Origin of the sequence: Streptomyces guryensis, assembly GCF_021261325.1 — a bacterium.
In the GTDB taxonomy this organism is placed as follows: domain Bacteria; phylum Actinomycetota; class Actinomycetes; order Streptomycetales; family Streptomycetaceae; genus Streptomyces; species Streptomyces guryensis.
Genome location: NZ_JAJSBI010000002.1, coordinates 1 through 17689, shown reverse-complemented (window position 1 = coordinate 17689; position 17689 = coordinate 1). Strand labels below are relative to the sequence as shown.

The 17689-nt window shown below is 69.3% G+C and carries 18 protein-coding genes and 1 pseudogene; 9 read left to right on the top strand and 10 right to left on the bottom strand.

What is annotated here, in order from left to right; all coding sequences use genetic code 11:
• Positions 1–46: 46 nt before the first annotated feature.
• From LJ657_RS04050 to LJ657_RS04040, 3 genes and pseudogenes are all read left to right on the top strand, one after another.
• The gene (locus tag LJ657_RS04050; protein WP_232646820.1) at positions 47–604 is read left to right on the top strand and encodes a DUF6082 family protein; all 558 of its coding nucleotides are present in this window, start codon (positions 47–49) and stop codon (positions 602–604) included.
• A 274-nt stretch (positions 605–878) separates the two neighbouring features.
• On the top strand, positions 879–1118 hold the full coding sequence (locus LJ657_RS04045; RefSeq protein WP_232646819.1) for a hypothetical protein: 240 nt from the start codon (positions 879–881) through the stop codon (positions 1116–1118).
• Between the two features lie 268 nt (positions 1119–1386).
• Positions 1387–1533: pseudogene (locus tag LJ657_RS04040) on the top strand (IS5/IS1182 family transposase); the annotation flags it as partial.
• A 123-nt stretch (positions 1534–1656) separates the two neighbouring features.
• Here LJ657_RS04040 and LJ657_RS04035 read toward each other — a convergent pair.
• Complete coding sequence (locus LJ657_RS04035) at positions 1657–2817, bottom strand: citrate synthase (protein ID WP_232646818.1); 1161 nt, start codon at positions 2815–2817, stop codon at positions 1657–1659.
• A 493-nt stretch (positions 2818–3310) separates the two neighbouring features.
• Complete coding sequence (locus tag LJ657_RS04030) at positions 3311–3472, bottom strand: hypothetical protein (RefSeq protein ID WP_232646817.1); 162 nt, start codon at positions 3470–3472, stop codon at positions 3311–3313.
• Here LJ657_RS04030 and LJ657_RS04025 point away from each other — a divergent pair.
• The 5 genes from LJ657_RS04025 (at position 3471) to LJ657_RS04005 (ending at position 9051) form a co-directional block, all read left to right on the top strand.
• Entirely contained in the window at positions 3471–4748 is a 1278-nt protein-coding gene (locus LJ657_RS04025; RefSeq protein WP_232646816.1) for a citrate synthase, read from the top strand. The genes LJ657_RS04030 and LJ657_RS04025 overlap by 2 nt on opposite strands.
• Positions 4749–4802: 54 nt before the next feature.
• Entirely contained in the window at positions 4803–5744 is a 942-nt protein-coding gene (locus LJ657_RS04020) for a ferredoxin family protein (RefSeq protein WP_232646815.1), read from the top strand.
• A 309-nt stretch (positions 5745–6053) separates the two neighbouring features.
• Entirely contained in the window at positions 6054–6527 is a 474-nt protein-coding gene (locus tag LJ657_RS04015) for a hypothetical protein (RefSeq protein WP_232646814.1), read from the top strand.
• Between the two features lie 158 nt (positions 6528–6685).
• Positions 6686–8374, top strand: a complete 1689-nt coding sequence (locus LJ657_RS04010) for an ATP-binding protein (RefSeq protein ID WP_232646813.1) — start codon at positions 6686–6688, stop codon at positions 8372–8374.
• Positions 8371–9051 (top strand): response regulator, encoded by a 681-nt coding sequence (locus LJ657_RS04005; protein WP_232646812.1) that lies wholly within the window; start codon positions 8371–8373, stop codon positions 9049–9051. Before LJ657_RS04010 ends, LJ657_RS04005 begins: the two co-directional genes overlap by 4 nt.
• A gap of 54 nt (positions 9052–9105) precedes the next feature.
• On the opposite strand, the gene LJ657_RS04000 is transcribed toward LJ657_RS04005, so the two are convergent.
• Genes LJ657_RS04000 through LJ657_RS03990 form a run of 3 tightly spaced genes read right to left on the bottom strand, consistent with a single transcriptional unit; the run spans position 9106 to position 11898 of the window.
• Positions 9106–10155, bottom strand: a complete 1050-nt coding sequence (locus LJ657_RS04000) for an ABC transporter substrate-binding protein (protein ID WP_232646811.1) — start codon at positions 10153–10155, stop codon at positions 9106–9108.
• Positions 10156–10214: 59 nt separating this feature from the next.
• Positions 10215–11093, bottom strand: coding sequence for an ABC transporter permease (locus LJ657_RS03995; protein ID WP_232646810.1), 879 nt, complete (start codon positions 11091–11093; stop codon positions 10215–10217).
• Positions 11083–11898: an ABC transporter ATP-binding protein gene (locus tag LJ657_RS03990; RefSeq protein ID WP_232646809.1), complete on the bottom strand. Its 816-nt coding sequence runs from the start codon at positions 11896–11898 to the stop codon at positions 11083–11085. Before LJ657_RS03990 ends, LJ657_RS03995 begins: the two co-directional genes overlap by 11 nt.
• Positions 11899–12059: 161 nt before the next feature.
• Between LJ657_RS03990 and LJ657_RS03985 the strand changes: the two genes are divergently transcribed.
• Positions 12060–12752, top strand: a complete 693-nt coding sequence (locus LJ657_RS03985; RefSeq protein WP_232646808.1) for a response regulator — start codon at positions 12060–12062, stop codon at positions 12750–12752.
• A gap of 86 nt (positions 12753–12838) precedes the next feature.
• Here LJ657_RS03985 and LJ657_RS03980 read toward each other — a convergent pair whose 3' ends face one another.
• From LJ657_RS03980 to LJ657_RS03960, 5 genes are all read right to left on the bottom strand, one after another.
• Positions 12839–14431: a monocarboxylic acid transporter gene (locus LJ657_RS03980; RefSeq protein WP_232646807.1), complete on the bottom strand. Its 1593-nt coding sequence runs from the start codon at positions 14429–14431 to the stop codon at positions 12839–12841.
• The gene (locus LJ657_RS03975; protein ID WP_232646806.1) at positions 14428–14994 is read right to left on the bottom strand and encodes a DUF485 domain-containing protein; all 567 of its coding nucleotides are present in this window, start codon (positions 14992–14994) and stop codon (positions 14428–14430) included. The genes LJ657_RS03980 and LJ657_RS03975 overlap by 4 nt, the downstream gene beginning before the upstream one ends.
• Positions 14995–15063: 69 nt before the next feature.
• Positions 15064–15747: a response regulator transcription factor gene (locus LJ657_RS03970; protein WP_232646805.1), complete on the bottom strand. Its 684-nt coding sequence runs from the start codon at positions 15745–15747 to the stop codon at positions 15064–15066.
• Positions 15744–16895, bottom strand: coding sequence for a sensor histidine kinase (locus LJ657_RS03965; RefSeq protein WP_232646804.1), 1152 nt, complete (start codon positions 16893–16895; stop codon positions 15744–15746). Before LJ657_RS03965 ends, LJ657_RS03970 begins: the two co-directional genes overlap by 4 nt.
• Entirely contained in the window at positions 16892–17416 is a 525-nt protein-coding gene (locus LJ657_RS03960; RefSeq protein WP_232646803.1) for a DUF1453 domain-containing protein, read from the bottom strand. The genes LJ657_RS03965 and LJ657_RS03960 overlap by 4 nt, the downstream gene beginning before the upstream one ends.
• Positions 17417–17689: the final 273 nt, after the last annotated feature.

The window sequence follows — 17689 nt, the reverse complement described above, 5'->3', positions numbered from 1 at the left end:
CCGCACCCCGACGACCGGCGGACGGCCGCCTGACTCGGGGGTTGACATGGCCACACAGAACTTCGGGCTTCGGGGGCTGAGGGCCGTCGCGTCGGCAGGCGTGGGCCTGGCGGCGGGCGCCGCCGTTGCCCTGGCCGCCCAGCGGCCCGCTCTCCATGCCTTGCGCACGCGGATCGAGCATCTGGAAGAAGCCGCTCAGACGCAGCGCCAGACCAACTTCGCCCACCAGCAGCGCCTGCACTGGGAGTTGCTGAGCAAGGCCATGGACGATCCGGACCTGGCCGAGGTACTGGACGCCTACAACGGGACCGTTCCGCCCAGGAAGCAACGCCAGTTCCTCTTCGCCAACGCCCTGTACACCAATGCGCTCTGCTACTACCGCATGGGCAACGTGACGCGCGAAGAGTTCTTCGGTTTCGCCCGGAGCATGCTCCAAATTCCCATATTCCGCGAGTATTGGTATGCAACCCGTCCTCATCGGGCGACACTGATCGGCACGTCCGACGAAGCCAAACTCGGCCGCATGGTTGACGAGCTTCTGGTCCAGCTGGAGGAAACGGACATCGACGAGTGGTGGGTGGTCGGAGAGCCGCCGACCGAGTAGGCGCAGCCGTTCCTCGCCCTCGCGGCGTGAAACGGCGTCCCGGCGAGCCACTCTCCTGAGCGCATCACACGGTTGGGCGGTAACAAACCAGTAAACCGCCGCGTTTCCCCAGATGCCAACAAGGTTGACTACTGCGCATCCTGCGAAACGGGTCGATCCCCGCCGAACCGCCATCCACGCCGCCCGGTTGCCGAGACCGCGGCCCCACCGGGCCGAATCGCGCCGCGCTGCACCAGTGCGCACCCAGCTCGAGACCAAAAGGAACGCCAGAACAGTGAGCCAGATCATCCGTCGGATTGGTACACCGCCGAACGCCCGGGGAAGCGCGACAGGTGCCAATTGCCCCGATATCTTCGAGCTCTCCGACGGAAGGTTCGCTGTCATCGGCACGGACATCACCGACGAACTCGACGCCCTGCTCCCTGCCGACGCCTCCAGAGCCGACTACGAACGCATTGTCGTGGTCACCCGCGAGACTCTCATTCACGCCAAGGCTGACATCCCCGACGCATAGCCCACGGGGTCATTCCCTCCGCACACTCGACCGTTCAGTCAGCCTGTCTTCGTTGCACTTCGACGCCCCCGGTGCTCTGCAGCCCCCCACGGCAGGGCACCCGCGGGCGGCAACACCATGGCCTTGAGGCCACCGCCCCAAGATCACTGAGCCTCTTCCAACCTCGTGGTGAGGGTGGCTGGCTGGTCGCGGAGGTCTATACAACGCGGTGAAGCTCCCGGTAGACGGGTTCACGACCAAGATCACCCGTTGTCCGCCAGGAGCTTCCGTGCTTGTGTACCCGTCCGGGATCGACCTGTCCAGTTCGACCCTGCGATTCCTCGCCCGTCACCTGCGTCAGCGCCACCGTGAGATCGGCAGCCGGTGGCGACGCCTGGCAGCGGGACGCCAGGCACTCCTCACCCTTGCGCACCTGGACATTCCTCTCAACTGACGCCGGTGAAGGCCGCCCGGCCAGTCGCATTGCGGTCGCCGTCACCATCGGCGTCACATCAGCGGGTTCGGCTTCAATCCGTGCTGCCGAAACCGCCGCACGGGGTCACCCCGGGACCGCAACCGGCGCCTCCGGCCCCACATACCGTGCCGCCGGCCGGATGATCTTCGAGTCCTCCGCCTGTTCCAGGATGTTCGCGCTCCAGCCCACCACCCGCCCCGCCGCGAACGTCGGGGTGAACATCTCTCGGGGCAGGCCGCACAGTTCCATGACCACGCCCGCGTAGAACTCGACGTTCGTGTGGAGTTCGCGCCCGGGCTTGAGTTCGGCCAGGATCGCCTCCACCCGCTGTTCGACCTCGATCGCGAAGTCGACCAGCGGGCCGCCGAATTGCTGCGCGATGCCGCGCAGCATGCGGGAGCGGGGATCCTCGGTGCGGTAGACGGGGTGGCCGAAGCCCATGATGCGCTCCCCGGCCAGGACGTGTTCACGAATCCAGCCGTCGATGCGGTCTCGGCTGCCGATCGCGTCGAGCGTGTCCAGCGCGCGACTGGGAGCGCCGCCGTGCAGCGGGCCGGAGAGCGCGCCCACCGCGCCGACCAGGGCGGCCGCCACGTCCGCGCCCGTGGATGCGATCACCCTCGCGGTGAAGGTGGAGGCATTGAAGCCGTGGTCGATGGTGGAGATCAGGTACTGCTCGATCGCCCTGACCCGCTCCGCGTCCGGTTCCGAACCGGTGAGCATGTAGAGGTAGTTCGCGGCGTAGGACAGATCCGCGCGGGGCTCGACCGGTTCCAGGCCCTGCCCGAGGCGGTACAGGGCCGTCAGCAGCGCGGGTACGGCCGCTGCGGCCGCGATCGTGTCCGCGCGGCGCTGGTCGGCGTCGATGTCGTACACCGGCCTGAACCCCTTCGAGGCCCCGAGCAGGGACAACGCACTCCGCAGCCCGGCAAGCGGTCCCGACGGGCCGCCGGCCGCGGCAACGGCCGGCAGCGCGGCGCGTACGTCGTCGGGCAGGCGGCGGAGCTCCGCGGTCTGTGCGGCGAAGGCGGACGACTGCCCGGCGTCCGGCAGTTCACCGTGCACCATCAGGTGCCAGACGTCCTCGAAGCCGCGGGTGTGAGCGAGGTCGACGGCCGAGTACTGGCGATAGTGATAGAAGCCCTCCAGCCCCCTGACATCACCCAGTGCGGTGTCGGTGACGACGACGCCCGCGAGGCCTCGCGGTACGTCGGCGGAGGCGGTCGCGGCCCGGTTGATCGGCATGTTTCCTCCTTGAACTTGATTCAACCTTCCATGCTTGACCGCACACCTGTCAATATTGATTGAATCAATACACTTGCTGCACTACAGTGCCTCGAACGCGGCGCTCGCCCTCCGGCCGGGGTACCGAACGCCGGAGAAGCGGACCTGACCCTGCGCAGCCGCACGCCGGAGCGACCACCGTGCGAGTCCCGCCCAAGGCCGGCATGCGCCGGCTGACGTCGACCTACCTGCGGGGGCGGTCGGAACAGCCCGCTGCTGAACCGCCTTCGGCAGGAAGGGCTCTCCGACCTACGCGGATGCCCACCAGGGATCCATTGGCGCGGAACCCGGCGCCGCCAGGAAGTGACAGCGGCCGGACGGTTCTCTCAACCCCGCCGGATCAACGGGCACCGTCAAGAACTGTGGATCTGCACCGCCTCCGCCAACCAGCGATGGACGACAAGCTGAACCACACGCACTGACGAGCCGCTCGAGGGCCGTCGCATGGGAACCCTCAACGGTCACCGAACAGTACGGCGGCGGCCGCGATCTGCCCGGTGACATCCCGGGCGGCGCCCGAGTGCAGCGCGCCCGGTGTCAGCAGCAGACCGTCATCAGTCTTGATCGAATCAATACTTCGGATCCATACGTCGTGATGCGGATACGGTGACCCCATGCGCGATCAAGACCCCTCCGACCGCCACGCCGAACGTCGGCTGACCACCAAGGAAGCCGCCGAACTGCTGGGCGTGAAGCCCGAGACCGTGTACGCGTACGTGAGCCGCGGCCAACTCGGCAGCCGACGCGTGCCCGGCGGCCGGGGCAGCACCTTCGACCTCAAGGAGGTGGAGGCGCTCGCCCGCCGGAACAGGCGGGAGAGCAGCGGGAGTTCACCATCAGGCGGCGAACTCTCCGTACGGACCCGCATCACCCTCATCGAGACGGACCGGTACTTCTTCCGTGGCGTCGACGCCACGGAACTGGCCACGCACCACTCCTACGAAGAGGTCGCCGAGTGGCTGTGGACGGGCCGGCTGCGCCCCGGCGTCGCGTTCACCGCGCCCGAGGGCTCCGTCGCCGTGGCCCGCGGCGCCGTCGACGCGCTGCCCGACCACACCGGGCCGACCGACCGGTTGCGGGTTGCGGCGATCGCGGCCGCCGTGGCGGACCCGCTGCGCTTCGACCTGTCCGAGGAGGCCGTGCTCGGCACCGCGCGCACCCTCATCCCCACCCTGGTCGCCGCCCTGCCACCGGCCCGGCGCGGCCACCGCGACGAGGGCCCACTGGCACACCGCCTGTGGGCGCGGCTGAGTGGAAGGGACGCCGACGAGGCCTCGCTGCGCGTGCTGGACACCGCGCTCGGCCTCCTCGTCGACCACGACCTCGCAGCCTCGACCCTTGCGGTGCGCGTCGCCGCCTCGGCCCGCGCCCACGCCTACGCGGCCGTCTCCGCAGGGCTCGGCGTGCTGGAAGGCCCCCTGCACGGAGCAGCCAGCGGTCTGGCCCACCGGCTGCTGCTCGACGTGCTCGACGAGGGCAACGCAGCTCCCGTCATCGCGGAAGAACTGCGGGCCGGCCGCCGCATCCCGGGACTGGGCCACCGGCTCTACCCCGGCGAGGACCCACGCGCGCGTGTCCTGTTCGGCCTGCTGGAGGAGATCCCCAGCGCCGCCCCCGCCCTCGCCGCGGCCCGCGACGTCGTGGCCACCACCGCCCGCCACACCGCGCTGCATGCCAATGTCGACCTGGCCCTGGCCGTGCTCACCGCGTCCTCGGGAATGCCCTCCACCGCGGGCGAGACGATCTTCGCGGTGGCGCGTACGGCGGGCTGGATCGCCCACGCGCTCGAAGAGTACGGGGAACGGCCGCTGCGCATGCGGCCCAGCGGACACTACGTCGGTCCGAAGCCGCCCCAACCGCTGCCGGAGCCGGATCGGCCTCTGCCGGCGTAGGACACGAACCCGACCGGAAGCCGCCGCGAGCCAAGTCAGGTTAGGCTCACCTCTGTGAGGACGTGCTCAACCGTCTCCCAGGAGCTCGACGAGCCCATCTCGGGAACCGCTGCCACCGCCAGGACCTGGCTGCTGCTGGAGCAGCCGGGGCCCTGGGGCGCCAAGGCGCTCACGTCGAGCCACCTCGACCCGGCGGTGGGCAGCGCCCTGGAGGCGGCCGCGAAGGACACGGGCGTACGTATCGCGCTGATCCGCCGCCCGGGACGGCACGCCGACTGCGGCACGCCGACCACACGGCAGGTGTACGCGGCCCACACCATGCCCGGCAACGCATGGCTGCACTCCGCCACGGTCCGCGATCCGCGGGCGCTGCTCGACCTCGACCTCGCCGCGCTCGGCAGGGGCGGGCACCGCACCTTCGGCTCGGCGCTCGGTGGCCGACCGCATGCCGGTGATCCGCTTGCCCTCGTCTGCACCAACGGCAAGCGCGACCGCTGCTGCGCGCTGCTCGGCCGCCCGCTCGCGGCCGAGCTCGCCGCCTCCGAGGTGGGAGGCGTCTGGGAGGTCACTCATCTGGGTGGCCATCGCTTCTCCCCCACACTGCTCGTCCTGCCGTACGGATACGTGTACGGCCGCGCCGAGGCCCACGCCGTGCAGGACGTCCTGCACGGCGTCCGGGAAGGCCGCATCGTCGTGGCGGGATGCCGCGGGAGTTCCGCCTGGGAACGTCCCGGCCAGACGGCCGAGCTGGCCGTGCGCGCCGCCGCGCACGAGTACGCCGCGGACGCCCTGAACGTCGTACGAACGGATGGAGCCGCGCCGAGCTGGCAGGTGACCGTGGCCCACGCTGACGGCCGCCAGTGGCATGTCGAGGTGGCCCAGGGCGCGTCCCTGCCGCCCCGCCCGGAGAGCTGCGGGACGTCGGTTCTCGGATCACCTGCACGCATGGAGGCAGTGGCGGTGCGGGAACTTCGGATGACGGCGCTCGCGAGCTGAGCCGAAACCCCTCCCGCACCCGCTTCTTCAAGAATTGACCACCATGCTCAGATGTAGCTCAAGTCGTTTGAGCATCGTGAACAACGGTGGTTAATCTCAACCCCGTTCGCCACAAGTCGATTCCGCATACATCTGGGCCGGCGGCCCTCCCAGCGGCGGGAACAGTGACGGCGGCGGCGACCTGGCCCAGAACACGCGGTGACCGAACGACACCAAGGTGTGCGTGACCTTTTACAAGGAGTCGGACGGGAAACCGTGGGGCGGCAAGCCCTGCGCGACCATTCAGAACTGACCAGGGGGAAAACAACCATGAAGTGGAAGAAAAAGGGACTCGCGGCTACGGCTCTCGGCGCGGCCATCGTGCTCGGGACTGCCTCAGCGGCGTTCGCGGAAGGCCCGCATTACCCGCAGTCCCACGGGCTGGTGGCCGGCGGCAGCCACAACGAATGCACCTACAACTGGATCCAGGCCGACACGCAGAACTTCCCTGGCCACCACGGCCAGCATGTATTCCTCTCCGGCTTTGCCTACAACTCCGCCGGGGCCGGCTTCGATCCGCGCTGCCACCCCCACGTGGAGATCACGTACAAGAACAATGCCGGGGCGGCTTCCCACACCTGGGGCAAGAAGCAGGCCAACGGCGCGTTCGAAGCAGCGATTGCGGCCAAGTCCTACAAGTTGGTCTACCAGACCGAAATGTGGGTCACCGACGGCAGCGGCAAAACGATCAAGGGAACCTACCTCATGGTGAACCCCAAGGGGAAGATCCTCGCCACCGGATAACGGTATCCCGAACAGCTCCGGGAGTGCGCCCAGCACTCCCGGAGGCCATTCCTGCGCTGCTGCGAATACCTGGAGCCTCTCCGGTTTCTGATCGCGAGAACAGAGATCCATGCCACACCCCTACGGCCACCACCGTCCGCCCACGTACCGTCATGGGTATGAGCCCCGTTCCCCTTGCACGCCGTCTGCGCTTCGGTATGCCTAGGCGAGTGTTCTCGCAGGTGCTGCTGATGCAGGTGGCGATCGCCGCGGGAGTCGCGGTGCTCGCGACCGGACTGTTCCTGGCGCCGCTGAGCAAGCAGCTCGATGAGGAGGCCATGCGCCAAGCGCTGGCCATAGCCGAGACCACGGCGCAGAACCCGCAGATCGCCGAGGGGGTCCTGAACACCCCGCCGACCCGGAACGGCCCGGTGCAGAAGGAGGCCGAGCGGATCCGGCGGGCCACACACGCCGAGTACATCGTGGTGCTGAACCGGCACAAGGTGCGCTGGTCGCACCCCACGGCGTCGGAGATAGGCAACATTGTCTCCACGAGCCCCAAGGAAGCCCTGGCCGGCAAAGAGGTCATGGAGATCGACAGCGGCACCCTGGGCCGCTCGGCCCGCGGCAAAGTGCCCCTCCGGGACACCCACGGCAAGATCATCGGGGCGGTCTCGGTCGGGATCAAGTACGACAGCGTGCGGGCCGACCTCATCGGCGCGATCCCCGGGCTGCTCGCCTACGCCGGTGGCGCCCTGGCGGTCGGCGCGCTGGCCGCCTGGCTGATCTCGCGGCGGGTCCAGCGCCAGACCCGCGACCTGGCCTTCTCTGACATCTCGGCGCTGCTCGCGGAGCGCGAGGCGATGCTGCACGGCATCCGGGAGGGCGTCGTAGCCCTGGACCGAACCGGCAGGGTACGCCTCCTCAACGACGAGGCACACCGGCTGCTGAGCATCGATGCCGACGCCGTCGGCCGGTCCCCCGACGAGGCGCTCGGCGAAGGACGTACGGCCGACATCCTGGCCGGCCGGGTGGCGGGCACCGACCTGCTCACCGTCCGCGGCCAGCGCGTCCTGGTCGCCAACCGCATGCCCACCGACGACGGCGGCGCGGTGGCCACCCTGCGCGACCGGACCGAACTGGAGCAGCTCGGCCGCGAACTCGACTCGACACGCGGACTGATCGACGCCCTGCGCGCCCAGGACCACGAGCACGCCAACCGCATGCACACACTCCTGGGCCTGCTCGAACTGGAGATGTACGACGACGCCGTGGAATTCGTCGGGGAGGTGGTCGGTGACCACCGGGTCACCGCGGAGCAGGTCACCGAGAAGATCCAGGACCCGCTGATCGCCGCTCTGCTGGTCGGCAAGGCAACGGTCGCGGCCGAGCGCGGCGTCGCCCTGTGGGTCTCGGACCGGACGCGGCTCCCGGACCGGCTGATCGACCCCAGGGGGCTCGTCACGATCGTCGGGAACCTGGTGGACAACGCGCTCGACGCGGTCGCGGGCACCCGCCACGCGCGCGTGGAGGTCGAGTTGCGCGCCGAAGGGCGCACCGCCGTCCTCAGGGTGCGCGACACCGGGCCCGGAATCCCGGCGGGACAACACGAGTTGATCTTCACTGACGGGTGGTCCACGAAGGAGCCACCCGCACACCGCAAGCGCGGCATCGGCCTGTCCATGGTGCGCAGGCTCGCGGAGCGCCAGGGCGGCAGCGCGACAGTGGGTGAAGCGGACGGCGGCGGCGCGGAGTTCACCGTCGTGCTGCCGGAAGCACTGACCGAACCGGCGCCTGAGCCGGCCCTGACCACAAGCGCGGACGCGACCGTCAACGCGGCCACGAGCGTCAAGGAGGAGTCGCGATGATCGAGGTCCTGGTCGTGGACGACGACACCAGGGTCGCCCAGGTCAATGCCGCCTACGTCGAGAAGGTGCCGGGCTTCCATGTCGCCGGCGAGGCGCACAGCGCCGCAGAGGCCCTCAGCCAGCTGGAGACGCTGCCCCGTCTGGACCTGGTCCTCATGGACCACTACCTGCCCGACGACACGGGTCTCGCGGTCGTCCAGGAGATGCGCCGGCGCGGCCACCAGACCGACGTGATCATGGTGACGGCGGCTCGTGACATCTCGACCGTGCAGGCCGCGATGCGGCACGGCGCGCTGCAGTACCTGGTCAAGCCGTTCGCCTTCGCGGGCCTGCGCGCCAAACTGGAGGCGTACGCGGAGCTGCGCCGTACGCTCGACGGCGGCGGCGAGGCGGAGCAGGCCGAGGTCGACCGCATCTTCGGCGCCCTGTCGGCCTCTTCGGAGCCGGGGCTGCCCAAGGGCCACTCCCCGACCACCGCGGAGCTCGTACGTCAGTCCCTGATGAGCGCCGAAGGCCCGCTGTCGGCCCAGGAGATCGCCGACCGGACCGGAGTGAGCCGCCAGACCGCCCAGCGCTACCTGAAGCTCCTGGAGCGCACGGGACGGGCCCGGCTCACCCTGAAATACGGCGACGCGGGCCGCCCTGAACACCGTTACGTGTGGGCGACCCGCGCCTGAGGGCACGGCGGGTGGGGGCGGGGGAAGGAGCCGTGCCCCCACCTACATACGGACTCAGCCCGCGGCTTTCTCCACGAATTCGGTGGTGAACGTCTTGCTCAGATCGATCTTGGCGTTCTTGATGTTGGGATTGAACGCCTTGAGGACCTTCTCGACGGTCTCGGGGCCGTCCTTGGGCATGACGCCGTCCTTGGTGAACATCGGCAGAGAGCTCTCGATGGCTGCCGCGTACAGGATCTTGTTGCCCTGCGAGTAGTCGGCAGGCATCTTGTCGGCGATCTGCGTCGAGCTGTGGGTGGACATCCACTTGAGCGTCCTGACGAAGGCATTGGCCAACTTCTGGACGGTGTCCTTGTGACTGTTGACCCAGTCCGTCTGCATGTACAGGCTCGACGACGGGTACGGGCCGCCGAGCGCCTCCTGGGAGCCCTCGGGAGTGCGCATGTCGAGCAGCACCTTGCCCGCCTTCTTGTCCAGGACGGTGGCGACGGTCGGGTCGGTCGTCATGCCCGCGTCGATGGCACCCTTCTGCAGCGCCGCGATGAAGGTCGGCCCCGCTCCGACCGCGACCGGCGTGAACTCACTGACATTCACCCCGTTCTTGACGGCAAGGTACTTGGAGAGGAAGTCGGTCGACGAGCCGAGACTGGTGATGCCGAGCTTCTTGCCCTTGAAGTCCTTGGGGGACTTGATGTCGCCCGCCGCCTTGCTGGAGACGATCTCCACCTCGCCGGGCGCGTGCGAGAACTGCACCACCGACTCCACTGCCTTGTCCTTGGTCTGCAGGTCGAGGGTGTGGTCGTAGAAACCGACGGCCCCCTGGACCTGTCCGGAGACGAGCGCGGTCTCGGCCTGGACACCGGCGGGCTCGCTCAGCAGCTCCACGTCGAGGCCCTCGGCATCGAAGTAGCCGAGCCGCTGGCCGAGCATCGCGGGCAGGTAGATGACCTTGTCCAGGCCGCCGACCATGATCTTGACTTTCGTCCCCTTGCCGTCGCCCTTGCTGGAGGCGGTGCCGGCCACGTCATTGGCACAGGCAGTGAGGGAGGAGAGGGCGAGCAGACCGGCGGCGGCCAGGGCGGAGTATCTGGCGGTCTTGCGCATGAGGGTTCACGTCCTTGTGAGAGAGCGGTGCGGGGAAAGTGGCGGCTCGGGGCGGGAGTTCAGCTGTCGGAACCCGTCGGCTTCCACCGGAAGATGCGGCGCTCGGCGAAGGTCAGCAGCCCCTCGGCGGCAAGTGCGACCACGGCGAGGATGACCATCGCGGCGTACACACCGGCCGTGTTGAAGGTCCCCTGCGACTGCGAGATGAGCAGGCCGATGCCCTTGGTCGCGCCGAGGTACTCGCCGACGATGGCGCCGATGAGGGCGAAGCCGAAGCTGACATGAAGGCTGGTGAAGATCCACGAGGTCGCAGAGGGAATGACCACCTGGAGGGTCACCCTGCGATTGCTCGCGCCGAGGATCCGGGCGTTGGCGACGAGGTTGCGATCGACTTCCCGCGCACCCTGGAAGGCGTTGAAGAAGACCGGAAAGAAGACCAGGACGACGGCCGACGCGACCTTGGAGGCCGGACCGAGTCCGAACCAGATCATGAAGATCGGGGCGAGGACGATCCTGGGTATCGAGTTGAGCACCTTGATGTATGGACCAAGGACATCGGCGAGGAAGGTGATCCGGCCGAGGACGATGCCGAACACGACACCGACGATCACACCGAGGACCCAGCCGAGCAGCGCCTCGTACAGCGTGTACCAGATCTGCTCCCCCAGCGGACCCTGCGCCGTCCCGTGCATCACCCAGGCGTAGACCTGGTCCCAGATCTTCGAGGGCATCGAAAAGTTGAACGGATCGATGACCTTGGCCCGGGAGAACGCCTCCCACAGCCCCAGGACCGCGACCAGGAGCAGCACGCGGGCGGCCATCACGGCGATCTTGCGTCTACGGGCGGCACGCGCACGCGAATGCGCACGGTCCGTCTTGTTGCCGGGCTCGGTCATGGTCGGCGCGACCTGTGCCTCGGGCATGACGTCAGGCGACATGGGCGGCGCCCCTCTCGCGGGTGATGCGGACCTCTTCGCCGAGGGACTCCCAGATCTCGCGGTAGATCTCGATGAACCGCGGCTCGAGGCGCACCGACTCGACCTTGCGCGGCCGCGGCAGGTCGATGTCGAAGACCTGCTTCACGGTGGCCGGGCCGGCCGTCATGACGACGACCTTGTCGGCCAGTGCTATCGACTCCTCCAGGTCGTGTGTGACGAAGACCACGGAGGCACCCGTCCCCGACCAGAGCTCCAGCAACTCGTCCGACATCAGGGCCCTGGTCTGCACGTCGAGCGCCGAGAACGGCTCGTCCATCAGCAGGATCTCGGGGTCGTTGACGAAGGTCGCGGCAAGGGCGACGCGCTTGCGCTGACCTCCGGAGAGCTGGTGCGGGTAGCGGTCCTCAAAGGCCGCGAGGCCGACCCGGGCCAGCCATTCACGCGCCTTCTGCTTCGCCTCCGCCTTGGGCACACCGCGGAAACGCGGGCCCGCCATGACGTTCGACAGAACGGTGCGCCAGGGGAAGGTGGCGTCCTGCTGGAAGACGAATCCGACCTTGTCACCGACACCGCGAACCGGCTCCCCGGCGACCAGAACGTCACCCTCGGTGGGCTCTTCCAACCCGCTGACCAGGGTCAACGTTGTCGACTTGCCGCACCCCGTGGGACCGACGACCGCCACGAACTCGCCACGCCCGACCGTGAGGTCCAACTCCCTGACGGCCGTGTGCAGACCCCCCGACGGGGTCCTGAAGATCTTGCTCGCGCCCCGTAGCTGGATGGCGGGGCTGATGTCTGCGCTCATGGCCGGGGACGGTAGATGTGGCCCGGGCCACCGGAGCAGCCTTGTGAGCGCATGCCGTTCTTTTGCTTGCAACAGCCTGTTGTGCTCGTTTTGCGCGCGCTACAACAGCGGAGCCGAAACACGGGCTCAACGCTCGCCAGGCCTTGACAGAAAGAGGCCCGATGATTGACGTCCTGGTCGTGGACGACGACTTCCGCGTTGCCGAGATCAACGCCAAATACGTGGGAAAGGTTCCCGGCTTCCGGGTCGCCGCCCGCGCACACAGCGCTGCCCAGGGGCTGGCCAGCGTGCAGCGTGGGACGATCGACCTGGTCCTGCTCGACCATTACCTGCCCGACCAGACGGGCCTCGAACTCGTCCACCGCATGCGGGAACAGGGCCTCGGCACGGACGTCATCATGATCACCGCGGCCGGCGACGTGGCGACCGTGCAGGCCGCGATGCGCCTCGGCGCGCTGCACTATCTGGTCAAGCCGTTCACCTTCGCCGCTCTGCGCACCCGCCTCGACTCGTACGCCGCGTTGCGCCGCACCGTCGACCGGGTCGGCGGCCGTGGAATTGCCGGCCAGGAGCAGGTGGACCGGATCTTCGGTGCCCTGCGCACCACACCGGCGCCGTCGTCACCAGGCCTGCCCAGCGGCCACTCGGAACCGACGACCGACCTGATCTGCCGGGTCCTGCACCACGCCGAGCACGCCCTCTCGGCGCACGAGGTGGCCGCGGCGACCGGCCTGAGCCGCTCCACCGCCCAGCGCTACCTCCGCCACCTCGAACAGGCCGGCCGCCTCCGTCTCTCCCTCAAGTACGGCGACACGGGGCGCCCGGAACACCTGTACGCGTGGGTGGCCCCGTAGCCGAAGGGCGCTGTACGCCGTACGACCGTGCGGCAGATGTACTACGACGACGAGCGGGCGCCCTACGCCGGTGAGGGCGGCGCTCCTTATGCGGCCCCCGCCCCCGTCAGCGCCCGCACCTCGGTCTCCGCGTGTTTGGCCTCGTCGGGGATCTCGTCGGAGGTGACCGTGCCGAGCCAGCCCGCGAGGAAGCCCATCGGGATCGACACCAGGCCGGGGTTCTGGAGCGGGAAGTACTGGAAGTCGACGGTCGGGAACAGCGATTCCGGACTGCCCGACACCACTGGCGACAGCACGACGAGGGCGAGTGCGGGGACCAGTCCGCCGTATACGGCCCACACGGCACCACGGGTGGTGAAGCCGCGCCAGAACAACGAGTAGAGCAGCACCGGGAGGTTCGCGGACGCGGCGACTGCAAAGGCGAGGCCGACCAGGAACGCGACATTGAGGTCGCGGGCCAGCAGGCCGAGGGCGATCGCGACCACCCCGATACCGACCGAGGCGACGCGTGCCACGGCAACCTCGCTGCGCGGCTCGGCACGGCCGCGTCGCAGGGACGCATACAGGTCGTGGGCCACGGACGCCGAGGAGGCGAGCGTGATCCCGGCGACCACCGCGAGGATCGTGGCGAAGGCGACGGCGGCGACGACCGCGAAGAGAACCGTTCCTGCGGTGGAGTTCGCACCGCCACCCAGGGCGAGCGCCAGGAGCGGCACCGCCGTGTTCCCTGCCGCGTTCGACTCGCGTACCGCATCCGGCCCCACGATCGCGGCCGCCCCGAAACCGAGGATGATCGTCATCAGGTAGAAGCCGCCGATGAGCCCGATCGACCAGAGCGCCGAGCACCGCGCCGCCCGGGCGGTGGGCACGGTGTAGAAGCGGGACAGGATGTGCGGGAGCCCTGCCGTGCCCAGCACCAGGGCGAGCCCGAGGCTGATGAAGTCGAGGCGGGCGGTCCAGTCCCCGCCGTACTTCAGCCCCGGGGCCAGGAACGCGTCGCCGTGACCACTGCGCGCGGCCGCCGTCAACAGCAGCCGGTCGAAATCGCCGTGGAAGCGCAGCAGAACGAGCACGGTCAACGCGACCGTACCGGCGAGCAGCAGCACCGCCTTGACGATCTGGATCCAGGTGGTTGCCCGCATCCCGCCCAGCGACACATAGATCACCATGAGCGCGCCGACACCGATGACGGTCCAGGCCCGCGCCGCCGCGCTCGTATCCCCCAGCAGCAGCGCGACCAGGCTGCCGGCCCCCACCATCTGCGCCACCAGATACAGGACGGACACGGTGACCGAGGAAGTTCCCGCCGCGATACGCACCGGCCGTTCACGCATCCGCGCCGCGACCACGTCGGCGAGCGTGAACCGCCCGCAGTTGCGCACCAGTTCGGCGACGAGGAAGAGCACCAGCAGCCAGGCGACGAGGAAGCCGACCACGTACAGCATCCCGTCGTATCCGAACAGCGCGATGAGCCCCGTGACACCCAGGAAGGAAGCGGCCGACATGTAGTCGCCCGCAATGGCAAAACCATTCTCCATGGGCGAGAAAAGACGCCCGCCCGCATAGAACTCCTCCGCCGAACCCTGCCTGTTGCGGCTCACCCACGTCGTGATCGCCAGGGTGACGGCGACGAACACACTGAACAGCAACAGCGCGAGCGTCTGATGGCCGCCGGTCACGACGCACCACCCCCGAGGCCCCGCGTCAGTTCCTGCGTGTTCCACCGCAGTTCGAGCGCGGCCCGGTCCCGGCGCAGCCTCGCATGCCGGGCGTAGGCCCATGCGAACAGGAAGGTGCTGAGGAACTGCCCGAGCCCGGCGAGCATCGCCACGTTCATGGCGCCGGCCACGGGATGCGCCATCAACCCGGGCACGGTGGTGGCGGTCACGAGGTATGCCATGTACCAGACGAAGAAGACAGCGACTCCCGGCACGACGAACCTGAGGTATCGGCTGCGCACTTCCTGGAACGCCGCGCTGCGTTGCACCTCGAGGTAGACATCGGCGGCGCCCCCTGTCCCGTCCTCGCTCGCCCGGGGTGCGACTCCCTCCCCGGGCACAGACACCTGCCCGCCCAGGCCGTCCAACTCGCCCCATCCGGAGGCAAGTGCCTCGTACCACGGGTCGTGGTACCTCGCGCATCCGGTCGCGTCGGCGGGGGACGGGTCATGCCCCTGGCGGTACTCGGCAGAACCCTCGTCGTCGCCCCCGCTTCCACGAGGACGGCCATTACTTGACTGCATGCCCAAGGATGGACAGAACGGAAAGATCCCCGGCTCTCCTTCTCCGCGCTCTTCACCCCATCAGGTGACTCACCCCACCGGTGGCCGCGCGAGACCCTTCGCATACGCATAACGCACCGCCTGGGCACGGTCCTTGAGCCCTGTCTTGGTGAAGAGGTTGTTGATGTGGGTCTTCACCGTCGCGGTCGAGACATGCAGCTTGCGGGCGATCTCCTGGTTGCTGAGACCGTCGGCGATCAGCAACAGCACCTCGGTCTCCCGCGCGGTGAGCCCGTCCGGCGCCTCGGTCACGGCGGCCGGCTGCGGCTCCGGCGCGGACAGCCTCTCCAACAGCCGTCTTTGGATGCTCGGCGACAGCCCGGCGTCCCCGGACAGCACGCTCTGCACGGCCCGTACGATCTCCTCCCCGCCCGCGTCCTTGGTGAGATAACCCCGCGCTCCCGCCCGCAGCGCCGGGAACAGGGACTCGTCGTCCGCGTATGTGGTGAGCACCACGACCTGCGTCCCGGGGTACTCCTCGCGAATGCGCCGTGTCGCCTCCACACCGTCGCAGCGCGGCATGCGCAGGTCCATCAGCACCACGTCCGGGGCGAGTTCCGCAACGAGCTGGACCGCTTCGTCCCCGTCCCCCGCGGCACCGACGACCTCGACCCCGGGCAACAGCCCCAGCAGCATCACGATGCCCTCACGCACGACGGTCTGGTCGTCCGCGACCACCACACGCGCCGGCCGCTGTTCCGCCCCTTCCGTCATACGGGCACCTTCAGCGTCACCACGAACCCCTCCTCGTCCGGCCCGGCCTCCAGCGAACCGCCCAACAGCTCGGCACGCTCGCGCATGCCCAGCAGACCGTACCCGGCACCGGCCTCGGCGAGTTCGCCCGGCGTACCGCCGGAGTCCCGCACATCCAGCGCCACTTGATGGTCGCTGTAGGCGAGCCGCACCCGTACCTTGGCTCCCGCCGCGTGCTTGCGCACGTTCGTCAGGGCTTCCTGCGCGACCCTGCGCACGGCCTGCGACGCCTCCGCGGGCAGCTGCCTGCGCTCACCCGTAATGGTGACCTCGGCCCCGGCCGACGTATCGACGAGCTGCGAGAGGAAGTCCTCCAGCGGAGTCAGCTCGCCGCGCAGCGCCGAGAGCGCCTGCCGCGTCTCGTCGAGACCGTCACGGGCCATCCCCCGTGCCGCCACCACCCGCTCCAGGATCTGCTCCCGGCCGGCGCCCCGCTCGATCAGCAGCCGGGCCGCCTCCAGGTGCACGAGCTGGGCCGAGAGGCTGTGCGCCAGCACGTCATGGATCTCACGTGCGATGCGGGCCCGCTCCGCGAGCGCCGCCGACTCCGCCTCCGCGGCACGGGCGGCACGCTCCTGGGCGAGCAGGCGCTGGGCGCTGCCCCGGGCTTCGGCGTCGAGCCGCAGGACGTAACCGGCCAGGGCCAGGCCCGCCGTCGTGGCCGCCGTGGTCAGCCACACGTCGTTGTTGACCGCGGCGTACGACGCGAGGGCCACGGACGCCGTCGGCAGGGCTACGGCCAGCGGCAGCCGCTCCAGCGCGGTGATGGCGCAGCCGCACCAGAGGACGAGGGCCGGTGCCCGGAAGCCCACGGCCTGGGCTCCGACGGCCAGCCCCAGCAGCAGAATCAGGATGGCGAGGGAGGGCCAGAGCCTGTGCTGGAACGTGGTCCGGTAGAGGGCCCACGCGAGTACTCCGGCCGCGGCCACGCCGAGGGCACCCACCACCGTCACCCAGCCGTGGACACGGCTGCTGTTGAAGGCGCCCCACAACAGGATGGCGAGGGCGAACAACCTCACTGCCCAGGCGAGCATGCGCCGGGGTCGCGAGATGTCCGCCCGCCCGAGGGCCTCCCGCGAGGGCCAGCGCATCCAGGCGTTCTGCGTCACACGCGCTCCTTCCGCGCGGGGCGGACCATGGGGTCACCGTACGCCGCAACCCCACGGGTTGGGGGAGCCACGGACTGCGCCCGCCAAACCAGGATGCCGGAGCGGACCAGGAGGGTGGCCGCGAGGGCGACGAGCAGGGCGGAGCTGCCCTGATGGACGCCGAAGGCCTCGCCGAGCGCGAAGAGGCCGACACGCAGGGCGATGCCCACGATCCAGACGGTCACGCTCGCCGTGGTGCTCCTGCTCCAGGTCGTGCCGTCCGGCTCGGCCCATATTCGTGTCGTCCAGGCCCAGCCGGCCCCGGTTGCAAGTCCGACGAGCAGCTCGGCGCCGAGCAGGACGACCGACTCCGTCCGGTGGTGGGCGTCGACGATACCGGGCTCGCGCAGCGCCACGACGGCGAGGATCACGGGCATCAGCCACCAGCGCCTGCCCGCACCGATCTGCTGCGCGCGGAACTGTCGCACGAGTACGAGGACGACGACGGCCGCGATCGCCAGCCCGTTGACCAGCCCGGACATCAGAACCTCCGAGAGCGAAGAGGGGCGTCGGCAGCGAGTGCTGTCGACACCTTCGACGCTACGGAAGTTCGCAGGTCAGCAGATCGGAGCAGGGGTGGATCTCGGGTGGATCCGCACACCGCCCCCGGCTCCACCCACGGGTGGAGCCCCCGTTATGTTTTCTGCGGTCCTGCAATGGGACCGCTGGCCTCCGGGCCCGGCATGGCTGTTCCCCCCTGTCGAAGGGATGACCTGGGGGGTGGTGCCACCGGGCCCGAGAGGCGCCGTTGGAGA

What these genes read in the sequence shown, in the direction of transcription:
- LJ657_RS04010 (WP_232646813.1), top strand. Translation starts at nt 6,686, where the DNA reads ATGAGCCCCGTTCCCCTTGCACGCCGTCTGCGCTTCGGTATGCCTAGG.
- LJ657_RS03990 (WP_232646809.1), bottom strand. Translation starts at nt 11,898, where the DNA reads ATGAGCGCAGACATCAGCCCCGCCATCCAGCTACGGGGCGCGAGCAAG.
- LJ657_RS03985 (WP_232646808.1), top strand. Translation starts at nt 12,060, where the DNA reads ATGATTGACGTCCTGGTCGTGGACGACGACTTCCGCGTTGCCGAGATC.
- LJ657_RS04035 (WP_232646818.1), bottom strand. Translation starts at nt 2,817, where the DNA reads ATGCCGATCAACCGGGCCGCGACCGCCTCCGCCGACGTACCGCGAGGC.
- LJ657_RS04050 (WP_232646820.1), top strand. Translation starts at nt 47, where the DNA reads ATGGCCACACAGAACTTCGGGCTTCGGGGGCTGAGGGCCGTCGCGTCG.
- LJ657_RS04000 (WP_232646811.1), bottom strand. Translation starts at nt 10,155, where the DNA reads ATGCGCAAGACCGCCAGATACTCCGCCCTGGCCGCCGCCGGTCTGCTC.
- LJ657_RS03975 (WP_232646806.1), bottom strand. Translation starts at nt 14,994, where the DNA reads ATGCAGTCAAGTAATGGCCGTCCTCGTGGAAGCGGGGGCGACGACGAG.
- LJ657_RS04030 (WP_232646817.1), bottom strand. Translation starts at nt 3,472, where the DNA reads ATGGGGTCACCGTATCCGCATCACGACGTATGGATCCGAAGTATTGAT.
- LJ657_RS03995 (WP_232646810.1), bottom strand. Translation starts at nt 11,093, where the DNA reads ATGTCGCCTGACGTCATGCCCGAGGCACAGGTCGCGCCGACCATGACC.
- LJ657_RS04025 (WP_232646816.1), top strand. Translation starts at nt 3,471, where the DNA reads ATGCGCGATCAAGACCCCTCCGACCGCCACGCCGAACGTCGGCTGACC.
- LJ657_RS03960 (WP_232646803.1), bottom strand. Translation starts at nt 17,416, where the DNA reads ATGTCCGGGCTGGTCAACGGGCTGGCGATCGCGGCCGTCGTCGTCCTC.
- LJ657_RS04015 (WP_232646814.1), top strand. Translation starts at nt 6,054, where the DNA reads ATGAAGTGGAAGAAAAAGGGACTCGCGGCTACGGCTCTCGGCGCGGCC.
- LJ657_RS03970 (WP_232646805.1), bottom strand. Translation starts at nt 15,747, where the DNA reads ATGACGGAAGGGGCGGAACAGCGGCCGGCGCGTGTGGTGGTCGCGGAC.
- LJ657_RS04005 (WP_232646812.1), top strand. Translation starts at nt 8,371, where the DNA reads ATGATCGAGGTCCTGGTCGTGGACGACGACACCAGGGTCGCCCAGGTC.